At 36.4% G+C, this 21,772-nt stretch carries 15 protein-coding genes; 11 read left to right on the top strand and 4 right to left on the bottom strand.

Going from position 1 to position 21,772, the window contains the following annotated elements:
- Positions 1 to 2: 2 nt before the first annotated feature.
- Together EGI31_RS16495 and EGI31_RS16490 are read left to right on the top strand one after the other, a co-directional pair.
- Complete coding sequence (locus EGI31_RS16495) at positions 3 to 1,439, top strand: cellulose synthase family protein (protein WP_255038253.1); 1,437 nt, start codon at positions 3 to 5, stop codon at positions 1,437 to 1,439.
- Entirely contained in the window at positions 1,432 to 2,736 is a 1,305-nt protein-coding gene (locus EGI31_RS16490; RefSeq protein ID WP_255038252.1) for an MptA/MptB family glycosyltransferase, read from the top strand. Before EGI31_RS16495 ends, EGI31_RS16490 begins: the two co-directional genes overlap by 8 nt.
- Here the strand turns inward: EGI31_RS16490 and EGI31_RS16485 are convergent.
- Genes EGI31_RS16485 through EGI31_RS16475 form a run of 3 tightly spaced genes read right to left on the bottom strand, consistent with a single transcriptional unit; the run spans position 2,723 to position 7,097 of the window.
- Positions 2,723 to 3,925 (bottom strand): SGNH/GDSL hydrolase family protein, encoded by a 1,203-nt coding sequence (locus EGI31_RS16485; protein ID WP_255038251.1) that lies wholly within the window; start codon positions 3,923 to 3,925, stop codon positions 2,723 to 2,725. The two genes, EGI31_RS16490 and EGI31_RS16485, sit on opposite strands and share 14 nt — an antisense overlap.
- Positions 3,922 to 5,289, bottom strand: a complete 1,368-nt coding sequence (locus EGI31_RS16480) for an MFS transporter (protein WP_255038250.1) — start codon at positions 5,287 to 5,289, stop codon at positions 3,922 to 3,924. The genes EGI31_RS16485 and EGI31_RS16480 overlap by 4 nt, the downstream gene beginning before the upstream one ends.
- Before the next feature lie 32 nt (positions 5,290 to 5,321).
- On the bottom strand, positions 5,322 to 7,097 hold the full coding sequence (locus EGI31_RS16475) for an alpha-amylase family protein (protein WP_374760700.1): 1,776 nt from the start codon (positions 7,095 to 7,097) through the stop codon (positions 5,322 to 5,324).
- A 94-nt stretch (positions 7,098 to 7,191) separates the two neighbouring features.
- Here EGI31_RS16475 and EGI31_RS16470 point away from each other — a divergent pair, with 94 nt between their 5' ends.
- Genes EGI31_RS16470 through EGI31_RS16455 form a run of 4 tightly spaced genes read left to right on the top strand, consistent with a single transcriptional unit; the run spans position 7,192 to position 12,656 of the window.
- Positions 7,192 to 9,069, top strand: a complete 1,878-nt coding sequence (locus EGI31_RS16470) for a glycoside hydrolase family 13 protein (RefSeq protein WP_255038249.1) — start codon at positions 7,192 to 7,194, stop codon at positions 9,067 to 9,069.
- On the top strand, positions 9,069 to 9,719 hold the full coding sequence (gene pgmB / locus EGI31_RS16465) for a beta-phosphoglucomutase (RefSeq protein WP_255038248.1): 651 nt from the start codon (positions 9,069 to 9,071) through the stop codon (positions 9,717 to 9,719). The genes EGI31_RS16470 and pgmB overlap by 1 nt, the downstream gene beginning before the upstream one ends.
- Before the next feature lie 18 nt (positions 9,720 to 9,737).
- Positions 9,738 to 12,056: a family 65 glycosyl hydrolase domain-containing protein gene (locus tag EGI31_RS16460; RefSeq protein ID WP_255038247.1), complete on the top strand. Its 2,319-nt coding sequence runs from the start codon at positions 9,738 to 9,740 to the stop codon at positions 12,054 to 12,056.
- A 51-nt stretch (positions 12,057 to 12,107) separates the two neighbouring features.
- Positions 12,108 to 12,656 (top strand): NUDIX domain-containing protein, encoded by a 549-nt coding sequence (locus EGI31_RS16455; RefSeq protein WP_255038246.1) that lies wholly within the window; start codon positions 12,108 to 12,110, stop codon positions 12,654 to 12,656.
- On the opposite strand, the gene surE is transcribed toward EGI31_RS16455, so the two are convergent.
- Positions 12,657 to 13,433, bottom strand: coding sequence for a 5'/3'-nucleotidase SurE (gene surE, locus EGI31_RS16450; protein WP_255038245.1), 777 nt, complete (start codon positions 13,431 to 13,433; stop codon positions 12,657 to 12,659).
- Positions 13,434 to 13,604: 171 nt separating this feature from the next.
- Between surE and EGI31_RS16445 the strand changes: the two genes are divergently transcribed.
- The 5 genes from EGI31_RS16445 (at position 13,605) to EGI31_RS16425 (ending at position 21,772) form a co-directional block, all read left to right on the top strand.
- Positions 13,605 to 14,234, top strand: a complete 630-nt coding sequence (locus EGI31_RS16445) for a deoxynucleoside kinase (protein WP_255038244.1) — start codon at positions 13,605 to 13,607, stop codon at positions 14,232 to 14,234.
- 111 nt (positions 14,235 to 14,345) lie between these two features.
- Complete coding sequence (locus tag EGI31_RS16440; protein ID WP_255038243.1) at positions 14,346 to 17,336, top strand: protein O-mannosyl-transferase family; 2,991 nt, start codon at positions 14,346 to 14,348, stop codon at positions 17,334 to 17,336.
- 68 nt (positions 17,337 to 17,404) lie between these two features.
- Complete coding sequence (locus EGI31_RS16435) at positions 17,405 to 19,792, top strand: TonB-dependent receptor (RefSeq protein ID WP_255038242.1); 2,388 nt, start codon at positions 17,405 to 17,407, stop codon at positions 19,790 to 19,792.
- A gap of 51 nt (positions 19,793 to 19,843) precedes the next feature.
- A complete protein-coding gene (locus EGI31_RS16430; RefSeq protein ID WP_255038241.1) occupies positions 19,844 to 20,383 on the top strand; it encodes a hypothetical protein in 540 nt (179 codons plus the stop codon).
- Between the two features lie 99 nt (positions 20,384 to 20,482).
- Positions 20,483 to 21,772 (top strand): hypothetical protein, encoded by a 1,290-nt coding sequence (locus tag EGI31_RS16425; RefSeq protein WP_255038240.1) that lies wholly within the window; start codon positions 20,483 to 20,485, stop codon positions 21,770 to 21,772.

Genomic DNA, 21,772 nt, shown 5'->3' with positions numbered 1-21,772 from the left:
TTTTGTCAATTATAACTGTGATTGTATATGGAATCGCCGCTTTGCTGGTTCTGACCTACAGCATATCGCAGTTTTTTCTTTTTGTAAATTACCTAAAAAAAAGTGATCCTAAACCTCTAGCAACTTTTGAGCATCTTCCTTTTGTGACCATTCAGCTACCTATTTTCAATGAAAAATATGTGGTTGAGCGGCTTTTGGACAATATTTCGAAAATTACCTATCCAAATCTTCAAATTCAGGTTTTGGATGATTCCACAGATGAAAGTCTCGAAATTTCACAAAAATTGGTCTCCGCCCTTCAGCAAAAGGGTTTGGATATCGAACTGATTCATAGAACGGACCGCTCAAATTTCAAGGCTGGTGCACTAAAAAATGGATTGAAGACTGCCAAAGGTGAGTTTATAGCCATATTTGATGCAGATTTTTTACCTGAGCCAGATTGGCTCATCAAAACCATACACTATTTTACGAATCCAGAGGTGGGTGTGGTTCAAACCCGATGGAAACACATTAACAGAAACTATGGAATTTTGACCAAAGTTTTGGGAATGGCACTTGATCACCATTTCACCATTGAACAAGTGGGCAGAAATCAAAGTCATCACTTTATAAACTTCAATGGCACAGCGGGCATTTGGCGTAAAACTTGTATTCTAGACGCCGGAAATTGGCAAGGAGACACTTTGACGGAGGATTTGGACCTTAGCTACAGAGCCCAAATGAAAGACTGGGAATTCGTTTATTTAGAGGATTTGGCTACTCCTTCTGAATTGCCCGTGGTGATGTCTGCGATACGCTCTCAGCAGTTTAGATGGAACAAAGGTGGAGCCGAAAACTTTCGCAAATATGGTTTTGAGGTCATAAAAAGTAAAACAATTGGCCTAATTACTAAAATTCAGGCTTTCGCACATCTTTTAAATAGTTCAGTGTTTGTTTGGGTATTTTTGATGTCCATCTTGAGCGTTCCGTTGGTGGTTATACCCGCTACCAAATTTGATGCTTTCCTTATTTTCGGTACTGGATTGAAGTATACGGTGTTGATATTATTTTTTGTGTTTTATGCTACTTTTAGAAAAGTTCAGAGCAAAAAACTTAAAGATTTTCCTCGGTTTTTATTTCAATTTCTGATATTCTTTCCTGTCATTTTAGGTCTAACGTTTCACAATTCCATGGCCGTTCTGGAGGGATATTTTGGGATTAAATCTGACTTTATCCGAACCCCTAAGTTTAATATTTTAAAGCCGACCGATTCTTGGAAAAATAATCAATACCTTGGTAAAAAGTTGACTTTTAGTTTATTAATTGAGATTTTTCTCGTTTTTTATTTCTCGTTTGGAATTTACTTGGGGTTCAAAAATCAACTTTACAGCTATTTACCTTTTCACTTTCTTTTGGTTTTGGGTTATTTCATAGTTGTAATCAAGTCATTTGATGAATAACAAACCGAAGATATCGACTCCTTGGATTGTTGCCATCGCCTCACTTTCGTGTTTACTTTATTACTATTTTGGATATCTTCTTCAGAGATCTGATTTTGGAATTCTTTTAGGTCTTTATTCTGGTTTTTTCTTGGGTTATTTCTTCATAATTTTTTCAGATTTCAAATACAAATTTCTTCTGGGACTTGTTTTTCGATTAGTACTTGTATGTCAAATACCGAATCTCTCACAGGATTTTTATCGGTTTATTTGGGATGGAAGATTGATAATAAACGGATTAAATCCCTACTCATTTTTACCAGTAGATATTGTTAATAGCGTTTTTGAAGGCGATTTTTTGATTGGTAAAATGGGTGATTTGAGTGCTCATAACCACAGTAATTATCCGCCTTTTAATCAACTGATTTTTGCCATTGGTGCCTTTGCTTCACCACGGGATATTCTAGGCAATGCATTGGTTTTCAGACTTGTAATCATTCTGGCGGATATTGGTATTTACATTTTCGGTCGAAAAATTCTTGATATTTTTAATTTAGAAAAGGATAAAATTTATCTTTACTTTCTTAATCCTTTGATTATCATTGAGCTAACTGGTAATCTTCACTTTGAAGGTGTAATGATGTTTTTCCTTTGTTTGGCCTTCTACTTTTTCTACAAGTCTAAATATTTTGCTTCTGCCGTTTTTATAGCATTGGCAATTTTGACCAAACTCGTGCCTTTGATGTTGCTGCCTTTTTTCATCAAAAAAATGTCTTTACGCAATCTTCTGATATTTTATTTTTTAATTGGGATAATTTGCTTAGGAGCATTTTTGCTATTTTTCGATAAAAATTTAGTGGCCAATTATTCCAAAACTGTGGGTTTATGGTTTACCAATTTTGAATTTAATGCTAGTATTTATTATGTTTTAAGAGAAATTGGCTTTTGGATAACAGGGTATAATCTAATTGGGGTAATTGGAAAAGTAACGCCAGTTATAATAATTGTGACTATCTTCTGCATGGCGTTGAAGAAGAAAGATTTTCTTCAAAATCAATTTATGGCTTTGATGGTCTATTTTCTTGTATCCACCACCATCCATCCGTGGTATCTAACTTCTATGATATTTTTTGGTGTTTTTCTGAATGTAAAATCCATTTGGGTTTGGTCTTACCTCATAATATTGAGTTATTCGGCTTATACTACCAATCAATTTTCTGAAAAACCACTTTTTCTTTTTCTAGAATATTTGCCAGTAGTCGGATTATTTTATTTTGAACTGCGTAAAATGCTCAAAGAGACAGTTATTGCCGAATAGCATTCCATTTCTTTAAAAGTTCAGTGGCAATTTTTTCATGCCCCTTGGTATTGATGTGGTCGTCTAGAAAATAATAATCCTCAGTTTTAAGTTTTCCGCCCATGTTGACAAAGTAAATGTTTTCGACTTTGTTATCCATAGCATATTTCTCAAATGCTTGAACTACTTTGGGTTCAGTATAAAAGCTTCCGGAATAAGTAAAAATGATAGGGCCAGTGTATTTTTCTCTGATTTGATTTACAATCCCGAAGAAGTCTTTTGAATAGCTTGGGAATTTTTTAAATTCCGCCCCTAGATCATCGCCTTTTGCATTTGGATCTAACTTAGGACTCGGAGTTATAAAGTCAATCAAAGCAGCTTTTACGTGTTTGAAAAGATAATATTTTTTGACCTTGTTATTGTTTTTTACCTGAGATTCAAAATCCGCGACAGTTTTGTCACCAAGTTTTTTGTTTTTAATCCAGTAATTATTTTCCTCCAAGTCGGTATCGTGAAATTGAATTACAATAAGCTTGAGAGAATCAGGACTTACTTTTTTGAAATTAAAATACTCTCTTGCTGTTCCGTAAGAAGAAATTCCAGAATTCAGTGTTTTTAATTTTGACTGCTTTTCAAATACTTGAGCGAAAGTTTTGTCCTGGTCGATTCCCCAGCCCATCGTAAATGAGTCTCCCAAAAACAGAACCTCTGGATGGTTTAAATCTGACTCAGAGTCTCTAAATCCGGCAGAATTGACCTCATAACGATTATTAAACTCATAACTCGCAAAGCTCGAATTACCTGGTTTTAAGGTATAAAATAGGGTGGAGTCAAATCTCGCACAATCTGCTTCAAATTGAATTAATGGTCTGTTGGCCAAAGAAACACGCTTAAAATGTCCAAAAAAACCTTTGCCTTTCACACTTTCAGGTAGGAAATTTGGGCCCAAATTAAAGATTACTAGATACGTAATTTCCCAAAACAAAAAGAGGGCAATAAAAAGCCACCATTTGGTTTTGAATGCTTTGGCCAGAAAATATCCAAATAATAGAATAGACAAAGAAATACCCCAAACAGAAAAAAAATCCTGCATGAATGCATTGACTCTAGGGCGATTAGGAAAACTCAATAGTTCGCCGCGAAAAACAATGATGGCAAATAAAAGAACCGAAAATAATAATCCAATGAGGTATTTCTGTGATTTGGTCATGAAGCTGTAGTAACAATCTCGTCTTTATCTTCCACAAAATTAACACTTATTGCTGCAATTAAGAAACAGATTCCACCTAGAATTAATGCAAATATGGCTTGACCTCCGAAAAGGTATTTCACCAATAAACCTCCTACAATGGCATTTAAAATCTGTGGTATGGTTATGAATAGGTTGAAAATACCCATGTAAACACCAATTTTGTGTGAAGGAAGGGCACCTCCCAAAATCGCATAAGGCATCGCTAAAATACTTCCCCACGCTATTCCAACTCCAACCATTGATAGCAACAGGAAGTTTTCATTTGGAGCAAAATAGATCGAAATCAATCCAACGGCTCCAGCAATTAGTGAAAATGCATGTGTTTTTTTTCGTCCATATTTTTTTGCAATACTGGGCAGAATAAAGGCAAATACGGCACTCACAGCATTATAAACACCGAAAATAATGCCCACCCAGTCGCCAGCCTTGTTAAACATCACCGAGGAATGATCAGATTCTGGTAGACCATAAATATGCTGAGCCACCGCAGAGGTGGTATAAACCCACATACTAAACAAGCCAAACCAAGAGAAAAACTGAACCACACCGAGCTGCAGCATAGTCTTGGGCATGGCCAAAATATCTGATAAAATGTTAGAAGATTCATTAACCTCTTCCGCTTCATCGAAACTTTTAAGTTGCTCTGGAGAATATTCCGGAGTGGTGCTAATGGTCCAAATGATGGTTCCCAATAGAACAAGTCCACCAATGATGAATGACCAGATTACATTTGAAGGTACTTTACCTTCAGCTGTTGGAGTATCAAAACCGAGCCAATTGGTTAAAATATAAGGTAACCATGAACCCACTACTGCACCTATTCCAATCAGGGCAGTTTGTATAGCATAACCTTTAGTTCTTTGGGCGGAATTGAGTTTATCTGCCACCAAAGCCCTGAAAGGCTCCATAGCCACATTAAACGAAGCATCCATAATCATCAAAAAGCCCGCACCTACCCAAAGAGCTGGTAAATATTTGGTAAAATTTCCCGCATTGGGCATCAGGAATAAGCCTAAAGCCGCTAAAATAGCTCCAACCAGAAAGAAGGGTCTTCGTCTGCCCAAACTAGTCCAAGTATTGTCGCTCATTTTACCTATGATTGGCTGGACAATCATGCCTGTTAAAGGAGCAACTATCCAAAACCAAGATAATTGATGTACATCAGCTCCAAAGTTCAATAGAATTCTACTGGCGTTTCCGTTTTGAAGAGCAAAGCCCATTTGAATGCCCAGAAATCCGAGACTCATGTTCCAGATAGCGGCCGTTGACAAATTCGGTTTTTTCGAACTTGTGTTTTTTGAAATTGATCCTGAAGAAGCCATTTTTATATTTAAGGTTAAGGTTAATGTTTAATCTAAGGTTTTGTGATCTCGAAAATCTTAAATGAATTGGGTTTGAGATTTATGAAATCTGTTTGGGACCTATCCAGAGCAATTTTTTGCTTTTCCTTCCCTTCGAAAACTTGCTTTAGTTTTACTTCATTTACACTCCCACATTGATTTTCCAAAACATTTCTAGGGAGAGAAACTTGGATGTTTTTTTCGTTATTTAGATCGAAGTTATATACAAAAAGTAGTAATTGACCTTTCGTAAACCTCAAATATGAATAAACCTTCGAGGAATCATATCCTTCTGAATGAAAATTCAGGTATTGTAAGTCGTGAAATTCTCCATCAGAAACGGCAGGGTTATCTTGTGAAAAAATTAATGTTTTTTGATAAAAATCTCGAAGTGCTTTTTGCTCTTTACTTAGTTTTTTGGTGTCAAATTTGCCTTTATTTATCCAGTCTTGAAGTTCGGTCACTCCCCAAAAATCAAAAATTGTGGTGCGACCATCATTGCCTTGGAAACCTTCCGCTTGAGCCGGTTTTACACCAAGTTCTTGTCCGAAATAAACCATTATCGGCCCTGTATGCAAGGTAGCAGATAGCATCATGGCAGCAAGGGCAGACTCCGGATTTTTGCCAAATTCCTCAGAGGCTATTCGCTGTTCGTCGTGGTTTTCGAGGAATCTCAACATTCTGTTAGAAAAATTCCCTGATTCTTTTTGCCAAACAGCCGTTATGTCATTGGCGTTTCCTTGACCTTCAATCAGTCTTCTAAGAGCATCATAAAGACCTACTTTATCATACAAATAGTCAAATTTGCCTTTGAAAAGATAGCTGCCGTATTCATTCGGATTATAAATCTCAGCAATGAAAATTACATTTGGGTTTACCGCTTTTATTTCAGGAATTACCCAGCCCCAAAACTCCACTGGTACCATTTCCGCCATGTCACAACGGAATCCGTCAACACCTTTTTTAGTCCAGTAAACAAGGATATCCTTCATTTTGAGCCAAGTATCAGGTATAGGATTGAAATAGGTTGCTTTACCATTTAGATAATCCATACCGTAGTTGAGTTTTAAAGTCTCAAACCAGTCATTGATGCTTGGTTTGGCAGAAAAAACATCATTTCCGGTGGCTTTCGCAGGATATTCGGTATATTTTTCTTTAAACGCAACTGGAGGATTTATACCTACAGGAATTTCAAATGCTTGATTTGGAAGATAATAAAAGTTGTTTTGTGCATCGAAAGTCTTGGTTTTGTCATCTTTTTCTCCAAAATCTGCAATTCCTTTTGGTTTTACGTCAGAATGATACTCTCTTGAAACATGATTCGGTACAAAATCGATGATGACTTTTAATTCGTATTCATGCGTTCTTTTTACCAAATCTTCAAATTCAGTCATTCTATTCTCCACATTTTCAGCCAAATATGGATTTACATCGTAATAATCTTTAATGGCATAGGGAGATCCTGCAATACCTTTCACTACTTGAGGATGATCTTTTTTGATACCATATTTACTAAAATCAGTCATGGTGGCATGTTCAATAATGCCTGTGTACCAAACATGACTGATGCCCAGCTCCTTAATAGACTTTAAAGCATTAGTATTTATGTCTTTAAACTTGGTCGTTCCGTTTTCTTCAAGGGTTCCGTTAAATTTATTGGTGGTGTTTTGGTTAGCAAATAACCTGGTGAAAATCTGATATACGGCTATTTTATCCGAATTTTTAGTTTGATTTTGGGCAATACTCATAATAGGCATTAAAACAATGAGAATTGAAGATAAAAACTTCATTTTAGGTTAAAGTATAATTTCAAAGGTAAATATGTTTTTTTTATGAATAAAGCCTCATAATGCTTTATTTTGTAAAAAAAATACTATTAACCTGATGAAGAAATGTTTAACCAATTTGTATTATCTTGGAATAATACTACTTTGCTGTGTTTTTACAGTACAGGCACAAAAGGCCGAAATAACAAAGGTAAATCCCACCAATTGGTTTGTAGGAATGAAAAATCCTAACTTACAGATATTGATTTATGGGAAAAATCTTCAATCTAACAAACTTTCTCTTAAGCCTCACGCAGGAGTAAAACTTAAAAAAGTACATACGGTTGAAAATCCCAATTATTTGTTTGTGGATTTGGAAATTGCCAAAAACACCAAGGCCGGCAACCTTCAGTTTAGTTGCAACGGAACCAGTTTTTCGTATGAACTTAAAGCCAAATCAGCCCAACCACGAGGACTTTCTCAGGCCGATTTTATCTATTTATTGATGCCTGATCGATTCGCCAATGGAGATTATTCTAACGATAAATTTGCTGACATGGCAGATCCTAATCATGATAGAAAAAATCCGTTTTTTCGTCATGGAGGTGATTTACAAGGGGTTACACAACATCTGGACTATTTAAAAGAACTCGGTGTAACGGCAATTTGGATGACACCTGTGATTGAAAATAATCAATATCTTACCGACGAAGGTGGTGCCATGAGAAGTGCATATCACGGCTACGGTTTTACTGAACATTATAATGTGGATAAAAGATTGGGAGGGAACGAGGCATACAAGAAACTCTCCAATGAAGCTCACAAAAAGGGTATAAAATTGGTGCAAGATGCTGTTTATAACCATGTTGGCATAAATCATTGGTTTTTAAAAGATATGCCTTCTAAGGATTGGCTCAACCAATGGGATAAATACACCAATACCACCTATAAAGATCAACCGTTATTTGATATCCATGCCTCGGCCAAGGATACCAAAGAAGTTAGAAATGGCTGGTTTACTTCATTTTTGCCAGATTTGAATCAAAACAATCCATTCGTTGCCAATTTTCTGATACAACATGCTCTTTGGTCGGTCGAAACTTTTGACCTTGACGCTTGGCGAATAGATACCTATATCTATAATGATTTGTACTTTATGAATAAATGTAATCAGGCTTTGCTTACCGAATATCCTAAAATACATATTTTTGGGGAATCGGCGGTCAATACAGTTATCAGCCAAGCATATTTTACCAAGAATAATTTGGCGATTCCTTTCAAAAGTAATTTGCCAGGGGCTTTAGATTTTGTGGTGGAAGAGGCCATTTTTGAAGCATTAAATCATGATTTTGGATGGAATGATGGTGTGAGCAGGTTATATTCAGTATTGGCTCAAGATTTGGCCTATGCAGATCCAAGCAAAAATGTTAACTTTCTTGAAAATCATGACCACCATAGGTTTTTCTCGGTGATTGGTGAGGATTTTGAAAAATACAAAATGGGAATTGCGTGGTTGATGACATTAAGAGGTATTCCGCATTTTTATTACGGAACAGAAATTCTGATGAAGAACTTTAAAAATCCTTCAGATGCTGAGGTACGTAGAGATTTTCCGGGTGGATGGAAAGAGGACGAAGTTAATAAGTTTGAAAAATCAGGCAGAAATGAGAAGGAGAATGAAGCTTTCGAGTTCGTAAAGAAATTAGCGAATTTTAGAAAAAGTTCCGACGCCATTGCCAACGGTAAATTTATGCAGTTTGTGCCTCAAGATGCTGTCTATGTGTATTTTAGACATACTGAGAAACAAATCATAATGGTGGTTTCCAATACATCAAAATCCGAAAAAAATATTGATACCAGTAGATTTGAAGAGATTTTGAAAGGATCAAAGTCTGCGAAAAATATTATTGATGATGTCAATATTGCAGACATATCAAATTTAAAAATACCCGCAAAAGGGGTAATGATTCTAGAAATAAACCAAAGTAAGAAATAATGATTAAGGCTTTTTTGTTTGATTTGGATGGTGTACTTGTAGACACAGCTGTATTTCATTACAAAGCTTGGAAAAGATTAGCTAACCAACTTGGATTTGATATTGATGAAGAATTCAACGAAACCCTCAAAGGTATAAGTAGGATGGATTCGCTTGATGCCATTTTAAAACACGGCGGAGTTAGTCTGAGCCAGGAAGAAAAAGAGAAATATGCCAAAATCAAAAACGATTGGTATCTCGAATTGGTTAATCAAATGACTGTCAATGATATATTACCCGGTGTTGAAACATTTCTAAAAGAATCAAGGTCTATAGGAATAAAGATTGCCTTGGGTTCAGCTTCCAAAAATGCAAGTTTAATATTAGAAAAAACCGGAATTCTTGTTCTTTTTGATGCGATTATTGACGGGAATCATGTGTCAAGAAGTAAACCAGATCCTGAGGTGTTTCTCAAAGGTGCGGAAGCATTGGGAGTAGAAAATGATGCTTGCGTAGTCTTTGAAGATGCTTATGCGGGAGTTCAAGCCGCCAAAGCAGCGAATATGTTGGCTGTTGGCATTGGAAGTGAAGAGGTCTTGCACAATGCTGATTTAATCACGAAAGGACTGAATGAAATGAGTCCAAGCGAAATAATTACGAAAATACTTTAAAAACGAACATAAACAGAAATGAAAAATTACATCAAGCATGATGAGTGGAGGGTAGTTGAGAGCGGATTTCATGCGGAATTTAATGAGATTACAGAGAGTTTGATGAGTCTCGGTAATGGTAAAATGGGCCAAAGGGGCAATTTTGAAGAAAGATATTCTGGTAAAACACTACAAGGGAACTATGTGGCTGGGGTATGGTTTCCTGATAAAACTCGTGTTGGCTGGTGGAAAAACGGCTATCCCAATTATTTTGCCAAGGTAATTAATTCCATCAATTGGATAGGTATTGATGTTGAAATTGATGGTGAAATGGTTGATTTAGCCAAGTGTGAAATTCTAGAGTTTTACCGTGAATTACATATGCAGCATGGCCATTTAATGCGTTTTTGTAAAGTTCGTCTTCAAAATGGTAAAGAAATTCGTATAGAAAGCATTAGATTTTGCAGTATTACGCATGACGAAATTGGCCACATCGAGTATGAAATTATTCCAGTAAATTTTGATGGAAAAATTAAAATAACTCCTTATCTAGACGGTAACGTACAAAATAGAGATTCCAACTACAATGAATATTTTTGGGATGAAATCTCAAAAAGTTCCGCATCCAATAGGGCATTTTTGCATGTTAAGACCAAAGGAAATAAGTTTGGTGTTGAACAGTTCGATGTTGCCACGGGAATGGACCTAGAGATTTGTTTGGCTGGCCAGAAACAAGAAATTTCGTTTGAACCTGTTCAAAGCGAAAAATATGTGGGTTTGACCTTCGAAATTGAAGCAAAAGCCATGCAATCTGTCAGAGTTTTGAAAAAAGTTGCACTTCACAACTCTAACAATTTCTTCCCAGATTATTTGGTATCAGAATGTACCAAATCTTTGGATGCTGTTGTTGGTCTCAAAATGCAAACACTTCAACGTGCAGCTTGGAAAGCAAAATGGGAGAATTGTGATATCAAAATTGAAGGAGACGAGTCGGCCCAGCAGGGTATAAGATTCAATATTTTTCATCTTTTACAAACCTATACTGGTCAAGACGCCCGTCTAAATATAGGTCCTAAAGGTTTTACTGGTGAAAAATACGGTGGTGTAACTTACTGGGATACAGAGGCTTATTGTATACCTTTCTATTTGTCTGCAGCAGACCATTCTGTCGCCCGTAATCTGTTGGTGTACAGACACAATCACTTGCAAAAAGCCATTTTGAATGGTCAAAAATTGGGTTTTTCCAAAGGAGCTGCCTTATACCCGATGGTAACCATGAATGGGGAAGAGTGTCACAATGAATGGGAGATTACATTTGAAGAAATTCACAGAAATGGTGCCATTGCCTATGCCATTCACGATTACATCAATTATACTGGTGATGAGTCGTATCTCAATGAGTTCGGCTTAGAGGTTCTGATTTCTATATCAAGATTTTGGTCGCAACGAATCACTTGGTCGCAAAACTTGGACAAATTTGTAATGTTGGGCGTCACCGGGCCCAATGAGTATGAAAATAACGTAAACAATAACTGGTATACCAATTATATAGCCGTTTGGACTCTAAAATACACGCTGGAGGCCATTGAGAAGGTAAAAGAAAATGCTGAAGACTATGTAAAAGTTAAGTCTGAATTGCATTTTCAGGAAAAAGAAGAAACGGATAGGTGGAAGGATATAATAGAGAAAATGCATTTTCCTTATGACCAGGAGAGGCAGGTTTTTCTACAACAAGATGGTTTCTTAGACAAAGAACTCTTAAGTGTTGACGACATCGTGCAACATAGACCAATTAACCAAAATTGGTCTTGGGATAGAATTCTGCGTTCTTGTTTCATCAAACAAGCCGATGTTTTACAAGGGCTATATTTCTTCGAAGACGACTTCGATATGGATACGCAAAGAAGAAATTTTGACTTTTACGAACCAATGACTGTTCATGAATCATCTCTATCACCTTGTGTGCATACTATTTTGGCCTGTAAATTGGATAAAATCGAAAAAGCTTACGAAATGTATGTTCGCACGGCAAGATTGGACCTAGACGATTACAACAATGATACCGAAGACGGGCTTCATATCACCTCTATGGCAGGCACTTGGATGTCTGTAGTAAAAGGTTTTGGTGGCATGAGGGTGAAAAATACCAAACTTCATTTAAACCCAATTTTACCTGATAATTGGCAATCATTGACATTTAGAATTGGTTTGAAAGATAATCTTCTTGAAATTGGCATTGGAAAAGAAGGCGTAATCATCAAAAATCTTTCTGAGAAAAGTGTCGAAATTTCACTTTTTGGGTCTGACATTACTGTTGCAGGTCAAGAAGAGTTTGTGAAGTGTACTGTTGAGAATTAAAACCTAAACGAGGAATTGAGCCCCAATTCCTCGTTTTTTATTTCCTAAAGAATGGAAAAACATAAAAATACTTGGAAGAAACTTTCCACCACTATCCAGTATTCTAATCCTTGGATTGAAGTTCAGCACCACGAGGTTTTAAATCCTTCTGGAGGTGAGGGAATTTATGGACAAGTAAATTTCAAGAACATTGCAGTGGGTGTTGTTCCTGTTGATGCTGAGGGCAATACTTATTTGGTAGGACAGTTTCGTTTTCCTTTGGAAGAATATTCTTGGGAAATTCCTGAAGGAGGATGTCCGTTAGGTGAGGACGTTTTAGCCGCTGCTAAACGTGAGCTGCTTGAAGAAACAGGCTTATTGGCTAAGAATTGGACGATGATTTCAAGAATTCATACCTCTAACTCCGTTTGCAACGAGGTGGGTTTTATTTTTCTTGCCGAAAACTTAACACAGGACGAGGCATCACCTGAAGAGACAGAAGACTTGAAAATCAAGAAAGTAACGTTAAAAGAAGCGGTTGAATTGGTAATGAACAACCAAATTACCGATTCTATTTCGATTGCAGGTTTACTAAAAGTAGCTCGACTGAAAGGTATTTAGTCAGGATTCTATTCCTCCTTTCGTCAATGAATCTAAGGCAGCATAGTTCGTTAAATCATATTGACAAGGTACAATAGAGATGTAATTGTTCTCCAAAGCCCATAAATCGGTATCTAATGCCTCAGGCTCTCGGTTTACAAAATAACCTCCCATCCAGTAATATGGCCTACCATGTGGGTCTTTTCTAGAGTCAAATTCCTCCTGCCAATAACCGTTGGTTTGACGACAGACTTTTATGCCTTTTATTTCACCTTTTTTCTGGTTCGGGAAATTGACGTTTAGTGCTGTTCCTTTAGTTAGGCCATTTTTCAAAACAAAGTTAGCAATTTGCCCAAGGTATGGTCTTGTATGTTCAAAATCAGCATCATAGTGGAAGTCGTCCAAGGAAAAACCAATGGCAGGAATACCTTCAATAGCACCTTCGATGGCAGCTGACATTGTTCCTGAATAAATGACCGATATAGAAGAGTTCAGACCGTGATTAATTCCACTTACCAATAGGTCTATCTTTCGACCTTTCAGAAACTCATGTTTGGCTAATTTAACACAGTCGGCTGGTGTGCCAGAACATTCAAAAGACTCTACCTCTCCAAAAATAGGCGATTTTTTAATATGTATAGTTGAATCCACAGTTATGGCATGACCCATACCCGAATTAGGGCTATCAGGAGCCATTACGTACACTTCGCCTATTTTCGACATTTCCTCTATTAATACTTTTATGCCTTTGGAAGTTATGCCGTCGTCGTTGGTTACTAATATTAATGGTTTTGTCATTTTAATTCTGATGAAATTGATTCAATTTTTTTTCGCTAATCAAAGGTAGGATATTTATTTTTCTTCTATTCAAAGAACGCAAAAAAACTTGAATAGACAGCCTCAAACTTATGTTATTTGGTGAAAAAGTTCCCATTTTATGTTATTTTTGCAGAAACTTAAACGATTAAAATGCATATAGCTATCACTGGCAATATCGGAGCTGGTAAAACTACATTGGCTGAAAAACTCGCAGATCATTATGGCTGGGAGGTTTATTATGAGGCGGTTGATGGTAATCCTTATCTTGCACCTTTTTACTCTGATATGCCCAAGTGGTCTTTCCATTTACAGATATTTTTTCTGAATTCACGGTTTGAACAAGTTCTGAAAATCATCAATCAACAAGAGAAAACCATAATTCAAGACAGAACTATTTATGAGGATGCTTATATTTTTGCCCAAAATCTCTACGAGAACGGACAAATGAATGAAACTGATTACACAACATACAGAGGGTTATTCAATACCATTATGAAAGCCATTTCTCCACCTGATTTGATGATTTACCTAAAAGCCGATATTGACAAGCTAACTTCACAGATAAAAAAGAGAAACCGAGATTTTGAACAAAATATAGACCCCAATTACCTAATCAGTCTAAATAAGTTGTACGAAGGTTTCACAAAACAATATCAGCACGGAAAATTGATTGAGATTGATGTCAATAATTTAGATTTTGTTGCAAAAGCAGATGATTTTAAGAGTATTGTGGACAAGATAGACCGAACTATAAATTTGGGAACACAACTCAAAATTTAACTTTATTTATAATAATTATTATCCTTTTATTGGCTTGAATTTTGTTATTTTGAAAATAAATTAGAAAAAAGTCCTAATATATAAAATTAATCAATTGAATATTAATCACTTATGAATTTTAAAAATTTAAACAATATTGGCGGATGGCTCGTTTTTGCGATTTCGTTGATTACATTCACGCTAACTGTTGAGCCCACGGCCAGTTTCTGGGATTGCGGTGAATTCATAGCCTGTGCTTATAAATTGCAGGTTCCTCACCCAGCAGGTGCACCGTTTTTCTTGCTAATCGGCCGCATTGCGTCAATGTTCGCTGGTTCGGATGTAACCAAGGTCGCTTTAATGGTCAACATGGTATCAGTTTTGGCAAGTGCTTTTACCATACTCTTTATGTTCTGGACCATTTCCTTGATTGGAAGAAAAATGGTGGGCAAAAATGCTGACAATATCACCACTCCAGAGACCATTTTAGTTCTTGGTGCGGCTTTGGTAGGCTCGTTGGTTTATAATTTTTCGGAGTCTTTCTGGTTTTCAGCTGTTGAGGCAGAGGTTTACGGCATGTCGTCGTTTTTTACGGCGATAGTTGTTTGGGCTGCATTCAGATGGGAATTGATCGAAAATCCTGCTGCACAAAATAAATGGCTGCTATTTGTTGCTTATTTGGTGGGTTTGTCCATTGGAGTTCACTTATTAAACTTGGTAACTATTCCAGCTCTTGCTATTTTGTTTTACTTTAAAAATACCGATAAAGTATCTTTCAAAGGAGGATTTATAGCTTTCTCAACAGGTTTAGTAGTTTTGGGTGTGATAATGGTAGGTTTAATTACCGGTTTACCAACCTTGAGTTTCTCATTCGATAAGCTATTCGTTAATTCATTTGGTTTGCCGTTCGCATCTGGTATGATTTTCTTCATTATCGTGCTCATAGCATCTTTGGCTTACGGAATTCATTACACCCAAAAGCAAGGCAAGGCTATCGCCAACACCATTTTGTTATCATTTGCTTTTGTTCTGATAGGATATTCAACTTATACTATCGCCTTAATTAGGTCAAATTATAATCCGCCAATCAACGAAAATAACCCGAGTGATGTACTAAACTTTACGTATTATCTAAAAAGAGAGCAGTATGGTTCTAGACCATTGCTTTATGGACCGATATACACCGCTCAATTGAACGAAATAAAAAAAGGTGAGCCAAATTATAAAGTTGGAAAAGATAAATATGAGGCTTACGATTATAACCCTGAGTACGTTTGGGATAACAACGGTAAAATGTTGCTTCCACGTGTTTGGAGTCAGGATCCTGCTCACATCAGCCTATACAGGAGTAAACTAAATCTGGCCGAAGGTCAACGTCCCGGACTTTTCGATAATCTCAAGTTTATGTTCAGCCACCAGTTTGGACACATGTATTGGAGGTATTTTATTTGGAATTTCTGGGGTAGAGCTTCTGATATTTCGGATGTAGCTGGTACAAATATTTTTGAAACTAAGTCGGAGCTTCCTGCATCATTTGCAAATAATAAAGGCCGTACAAATTATTATGGACTTCCACTGATATTGGGTATTCTGGGCTTTTTCTTTATGTATCTTAAAAGAGGTAAGGATGCTATTGTAATGTTCCTGTTGTTCTTCTTTACGGGTTTAGGTCTGGTTATTTACCTCAATTCTCCACCCGTTGAGCCTCGTGAGCGTGATTACATTTATGTGGGTTCGTTTTATTTCTTTGCTATTTGGGTAGGAATAGGAGTAATGGGTCTGGCCGAGTATGTGTTGAAATTTATCAAAAACCTTTCGGCTAAAGCGGGAATTGCCACGGTTCTTGGGCTTGCTATTCCGGTAATTATGGCTAAAGAAGCTTGGCCAGGTCACGATAGGTCAGACAGATACCACCAGATAGATTTTGCCAAAAACCTTTTGAATTCTTGTGAAAAGAACGCCATACTATTTACTGGTGGCGATAACGATACCTTCCCACTATGGTATGTTCAGGAGGTAGAAGGATTTAGAACTGACGTGAGAGTATGTAATTTGAGTCTTTTGGGTACTGATTGGTATATAGACCAAATGAAACGCAAAACTTATGAATCTGAAGCTTTGCCGATTTCGATGAATAGTGAAAATTATTACAAGGGTATCAACGACCAGATTCCTTATGTAAAAAATCCAAATCCACAGATTCAAGCGGGCATTAACCTTAAAGAATATTTGAATTTGGTAAAAAAGAACGATCCTGCGATACAAATGCAAGTTAGTTCTGGTGAAATGATAAGCGTATTGCCTTCTCCAAATTTCTATATGGATCAGAATTCGGAAGAAATCGCAAGGGCTAACTTCGTTCCTGAAAAATACAAGGCTTTGGTGAAAGACAGAATTGAGTGGAATTTTGGTGAGAGAGATATTCTGAAAAACGACCTTCTAGTGTTAGACATCATAGCTCAGAACAATTGGAAAAGACCAATATATTTTTCGGGTACATTATCACCATCTTCATATATGAATCTTAAGGAGTATTGTCAACTTGAAGGATATGCCTACAGACTTATGCCTTTCAAAGTGGCTGGTGCAAGAGATGGTTTTGTGAACACTGACATCATGAAAGATAGGCTTACCAACAAAATGGCCTGGAGAAATCTTAATAATCCGAATGTTTATTATGATTCAGAAACCTATCTAAAAGTGCCAATGGTGACAGCTAGGTTTGCGTTTTTGAGGTTGGTGGACGAGTTGGTTAGAGAAGGTAAAAAAGAGGAAGCGGAGAAGTTTTTGGATAAGTCACTTGAATTAATGCCAGACAATACCGTTCCTTACGACCAATTGGTGAGCAACTATCCAATATTTTATTACGAAATAGGTAAGCCTGAAAAAGCCAAGAAAATTGCTGAATTGATGGTAAATAGAGCTGATCAAGAATTGAACTATTTCATTGAGCAAAACAAAACTCCTGGAAATAGACAATGGGGTGATGGGAATATTCAGCAGTTTATCCAGTCCAATATGCGTACCATTCAAATGCTTTATTCGGCTGCAGAGCAATATGATAAACCACTTTCCGAAAAATTCAAGAAAATATATGATGGTCACTTAGCCAAAATTCAATAGTCGACGATTTTATCATAAAAAAGCCCTGAATAGCACATATTCAGGGCTTTTTTGTTACTTTTGCAATCATGTTGCAAAAAGGATTTTACATCAAGAATTTCTTGATTCTGAATTTTATTTTTTCGTTTCAATTACTTCAAGCTCAAGAGGTTAATTGTAATTGTTTCGTGGTGGGCAAAGTCACGGATAAGCAAACTCGTGAGCCCATAGTCGGGGCTCTGATAGAGATAAGTGCACAAAAAAAAGCCACTTTTTCCGACAAAAATGGAGACTACAAGATTGAGAATGTTTGTGAGGGTAAATATGAAATGAACATCAGGATTTTGGGGTATGATGCCCAAAAACTGGAGGTAAACCTTATTCATGAAAATACACATAACTTCAAACTGAACGAATCAGAGATTCATTTAGATGGCATAAATATTTCAGCCAAAAGAATTGAAAGTGTGTCTGGGAATGAGAAACAACTAGATGTCGAACAGCTTAAAAAGCTAACAGGTCAAAATTTGGCCACCATACTTAACTCGATTTCAGGCGTTTCGATTATTCAAACAGGTTCTTCTATAGGAAAGCCAGTTATTCATGGCATGCATTCTAATCGTATTTTGACCATAAATAATGGCATTAGACATGAGGCTCAGCAGTGGGGAAATGAGCACGCACCTGAGATAGATCCGTTTTTGGCCAAACAAATCACGGTGATAAAGGGAGCAAAAAGTGTACGTTATGGCCCGGATGCCATTGGTGGAGTAATTATTATAGAACCCAATGAGCTCAAACATTTAGATAGAATTCAGACCGAAATAAACCAGTATTCTATGTCAAATGGCTGGCAAAATGGACTTTCGGCAATTGTAGAGAGTAGTACCCATAAAATAAAAGGTTTGGATTGGAGGCTACAAGCCAGTACGAAGAAAGGCGGCGATGTTGCAACTCCGAATTATAAGTTGGCCAACACCGGTTCTCAAGAATTCAATTTTTCTATCGGAGCTAAATATTCAAGAAGGCGGACAGACTTAAATGTGTTTTTTAGTCAGTTTAACTCAAAAATCGGCATTTTCTCTGGTTCGCATATCGGGAACACAACGGATTTGGCCCAAGCAATTGGACGAGATAAACCTTTAGATATTTACACGCCAGAGGAATTTACTTATAAAATTAATAAACCTTATCAAGATATTCAGCATAGTTTATTGAAGCTAAAATTGAATCAACAGCTTCGAAATAATCAAAGCCTGCAGATTACCTTTGGTCAGCAATATAACTTTAGGGCTGAGGTTGACGCTTTAAGGGGAGATAGAAATACCGCTCAGATTTTTAAAATAAACACAAATACTTTGGAGGTGTTGTTTAACCACAAACCTTTTTTTAAAAATATTGCAGGAAATATTGGCCTAAATGGTCTTTATCAATATAATATCTCAACAGGAAATATTCGAGAACCGCAAAAATCAAATGTTTTGATTCCGAATTATACCAATTTTACGATGGGAGCTTTTTGGATTGAGCGATATGTTAAAGGGGATTTTGAGCTTGAGGCGGGAATACGATGGGACAAAAGATATCTCGATGTTTTTTATCTAAAAAGACTCCAAACACAGGTTACAAGAGATGAATTTAATAATCAAAGCATTACCAATACATTCAGTGTCAGCAGGAATTTTAATAATAGGCTAAAACTTGGGTATAATTTTGCCACGGCCTGGAAGCCACCGGTGGTGAGCGAATTGTACAGCGATGGGGTACATCATGGTTCTGCGGCCTATGAGGTCGGAGAATTGAGCTTAAAGACTGAAAAGGTTTTAGAAAACTCTTTTGTATTAAATTTCACTAGTAAATTCTATCAGCTTGAGGTTTTGGCTTACTTTAACCATTTGAATAATTACATATTCTTGGCACCAACTGGTAATTCCATATTGACTATTCGTGGTGCGTTTCCTGAGTTTAAATATACCCAAACCGATGCACGGTTTGCTGGTTTTGATATTTCAAATACATGGTCTAAATTTCAGAGATTTACTATTTCAAATCAGCTTTCTTTACTCTGGGCCGATGATCTAAATCGAAATCAACCCTTGATTTTTATGCCAGCAAATAGGTCTGAAACCAACCTGACCTATAGGTTTAATGACTTTTGGGTTAATGAAATAACCTTAAATCATCGATTGGTTTTTAAACAAAATCGTACTCCACAGGCATCTATTTTTGAGAAGGCCTCAGATTCTTCATTTTTGAATCTTATAAACGGAGATTATATGGCTGCTCCGGAGGGCTATAATCTGTTTGATGTAATGCTGTCGAAGGATTTTAAGTTAAAAAAAACGAATTCTTTCAAAGTAAGCCTAGAATGTAAAAACATTTTGAATACCGTCTATCGCGACTATCTCAATCGTTTTAGATACTTTTCTGACGAAATCGGAAGAAATTTTTCGGTAAGAACGAATATCATTTTCTAAATTGTTATTATATTTGCAACATAGTTGCATTTAATCAATAATTTTATTTCAATGAAAAATTTAGGTATTTTCGTTTTGAGCGTTGTATTAGGTTTGTCGGCTTGTAAAAAAGAAGACGAAATAGGTGAGGAGAATGAGTTAATTACTACTGTAAAGCTCAATTTTAAGAATGGAAATGAAACCAGGTCATTCGCTTATAAAGACCTAGATGGTGACGGTGGTATGGCTCCTACAGTGGAGAAAATAAACTTAAAGCCAAACACAAGCTATGACCTAAGTGTTGAATTTTTGGATGAAAGTAAAACCCCCGCCTTGAATATTACAGAAGAGGTAAAAGAAGAAGGGGATGAGCATTTGGTAGTAATCACCCCTTCAAGTACTACTATTGGAACATATACTTATGCAGATAAAGATGTGAATCTGCTGCCTATTGGGTTAATGGGCAAATTCACTTCAAAATCAGCGGCCGCAGGTTCTTTGAAGATACAATTAAGACATCAGCCACCGATTAATGGTAAAAAATCCAAAGATGGTACTGCTGCTCCAGGCAGTGATGACATCAATATTGACTTTCAGATAGAAGTCAAATAAATTATATAGTCCACACAATTTTCCTTTTTTAAAGGCATATTTGCTCAGCAAAACGTCTATGTCAAGATATTTCATTGTATTTTTGTGAAATTTTATTGAATGAAGTATCTACTTAATAAGTTTTTAGCAAATAGAGATGGCCTGGCCGTTGCCACTTTTTTGGCAGGCTTACCGTTTATTTATTTCCTTCGTGATGGTATTAAGCTCGCACCAGCGAATACTTTTTTTGCTATTTTTCTACTTTTTTTTCCATATGTTCTTTCCTTTCTTTTTAAGGATTTAAGGACATTCGATATGCCCAACAAGGTGGGCATCACGATGTTATCTATTTTTATTTTGATAGGTTTTTCTTATTTTCTACTTAGGGATAGATACACTGCTGTAAACGGCACAAGGGAGTTTTTGAACTTCATTCTTATTTTTATTCTGTTTTTTGCGACACTTTTTCTCAGAAGGGAATCGCTCAACGAAACCTTCTTTTATTTCGTAATTTTTCTTTCTATTCTAGGGGCTGTTTCGCTTATATATTTTACTTTCACCAATCCTCTTTACCAGTTTGGTCAAAGGGCATCCATAGCTCTTGACGAAAAAGGTGCCACCGGCGGAAACCCTCATATTAACTCCCGAGGGGCATTTTATGGTTTGGTAGCTAGTGTTTTAGTGTTAAAATACCACCAAAGATTTAAGATTGGTTTCATTATTCCTTTGTTGACCATTTTACTGCTTTTTGTGGTATTGTTTCTAACGCAAACCATGCTTGCAATTTTGTCAGCCTTTATATTTTTGAGTTTGTTTTTTTATTTTAATTACAGTCTGAGGCAAATAGGTTCAACCATAAAGTTCTTATTTTCAAAGTGGTATGTTCTACTTGCCCTAACTTTGGGAATAGTAAAAGGTATTTCTTCGTTAGATAAGGATTCTGATTTTATTACTCCAATTACAAAGTATACGACCTACAGGTTTAATAACATTTTGAACTCGTTGGCTGGCAACGAAGGGGGTAAAAAGGCCAAAGTTAAAGGCGATGATTCTGCCAATACAAGAATTATGCTTGTAGGTAAGGTTTTTGAACGTTTTGAAAAGAATTTAGAAAAAGGTAAAGTAAGATATGTACTTTTTGGGAATGGCTACCAGAGTTTGTATGTGGATGTACCACACATGGAGGTTCTTGATTCTTACGGCATTTTTATATTTATTTTTTACTCTGTGATGTTTTTCTATTTAGTAAAAATAGCATGGCGAGAAATCAGGAATCCTGAAAGCATGGGCACTGAGTTTATAGCTTATGCCTTTATATACTATTTTGTGGCCAATTTCGTGGCTGGAGTTGTGATAGATTACACCCGACTGGGTATGTATATCTTATTGGTCAGGTTTGTTCGGAAATAG

Source organism: Lacihabitans soyangensis, from assembly GCF_024343775.1.
In the GTDB taxonomy this organism is placed as follows: domain Bacteria; phylum Bacteroidota; class Bacteroidia; order Cytophagales; family Spirosomataceae; genus Leadbetterella; species Leadbetterella soyangensis.
The sequence above is the reverse complement of the archived record's forward strand: the minus strand, read 5'-3'. Positions and strand labels throughout refer to the sequence as shown.

Coding starts and splice junctions, on each gene's coding strand:
- EGI31_RS16490 (WP_255038252.1), top strand. CDS start 1,432: ATGAATAACAAACCGAAGATATCGACTCCTTGGATTGTTGCCATCGCC.
- EGI31_RS16485 (WP_255038251.1), bottom strand. CDS start 3,925: ATGACCAAATCACAGAAATACCTCATTGGATTATTATTTTCGGTTCTT.
- EGI31_RS16480 (WP_255038250.1), bottom strand. CDS start 5,289: ATGGCTTCTTCAGGATCAATTTCAAAAAACACAAGTTCGAAAAAACCG.
- EGI31_RS16475 (WP_374760700.1), bottom strand. CDS start 7,097: ATGAAGTTTTTATCTTCAATTCTCATTGTTTTAATGCCTATTATGAGT.
- EGI31_RS16470 (WP_255038249.1), top strand. CDS start 7,192: ATGAAGAAATGTTTAACCAATTTGTATTATCTTGGAATAATACTACTT.
- pgmB (WP_255038248.1), top strand. CDS start 9,069: ATGATTAAGGCTTTTTTGTTTGATTTGGATGGTGTACTTGTAGACACA.
- EGI31_RS16460 (WP_255038247.1), top strand. CDS start 9,738: ATGAAAAATTACATCAAGCATGATGAGTGGAGGGTAGTTGAGAGCGGA.
- EGI31_RS16455 (WP_255038246.1), top strand. CDS start 12,108: ATGGAAAAACATAAAAATACTTGGAAGAAACTTTCCACCACTATCCAG.
- surE (WP_255038245.1), bottom strand. CDS start 13,433: ATGACAAAACCATTAATATTAGTAACCAACGACGACGGCATAACTTCC.
- EGI31_RS16445 (WP_255038244.1), top strand. CDS start 13,605: ATGCATATAGCTATCACTGGCAATATCGGAGCTGGTAAAACTACATTG.
- EGI31_RS16440 (WP_255038243.1), top strand. CDS start 14,346: ATGAATTTTAAAAATTTAAACAATATTGGCGGATGGCTCGTTTTTGCG.
- EGI31_RS16435 (WP_255038242.1), top strand. CDS start 17,405: ATGTTGCAAAAAGGATTTTACATCAAGAATTTCTTGATTCTGAATTTT.
- EGI31_RS16430 (WP_255038241.1), top strand. CDS start 19,844: ATGAAAAATTTAGGTATTTTCGTTTTGAGCGTTGTATTAGGTTTGTCG.
- EGI31_RS16425 (WP_255038240.1), top strand. CDS start 20,483: ATGAAGTATCTACTTAATAAGTTTTTAGCAAATAGAGATGGCCTGGCC.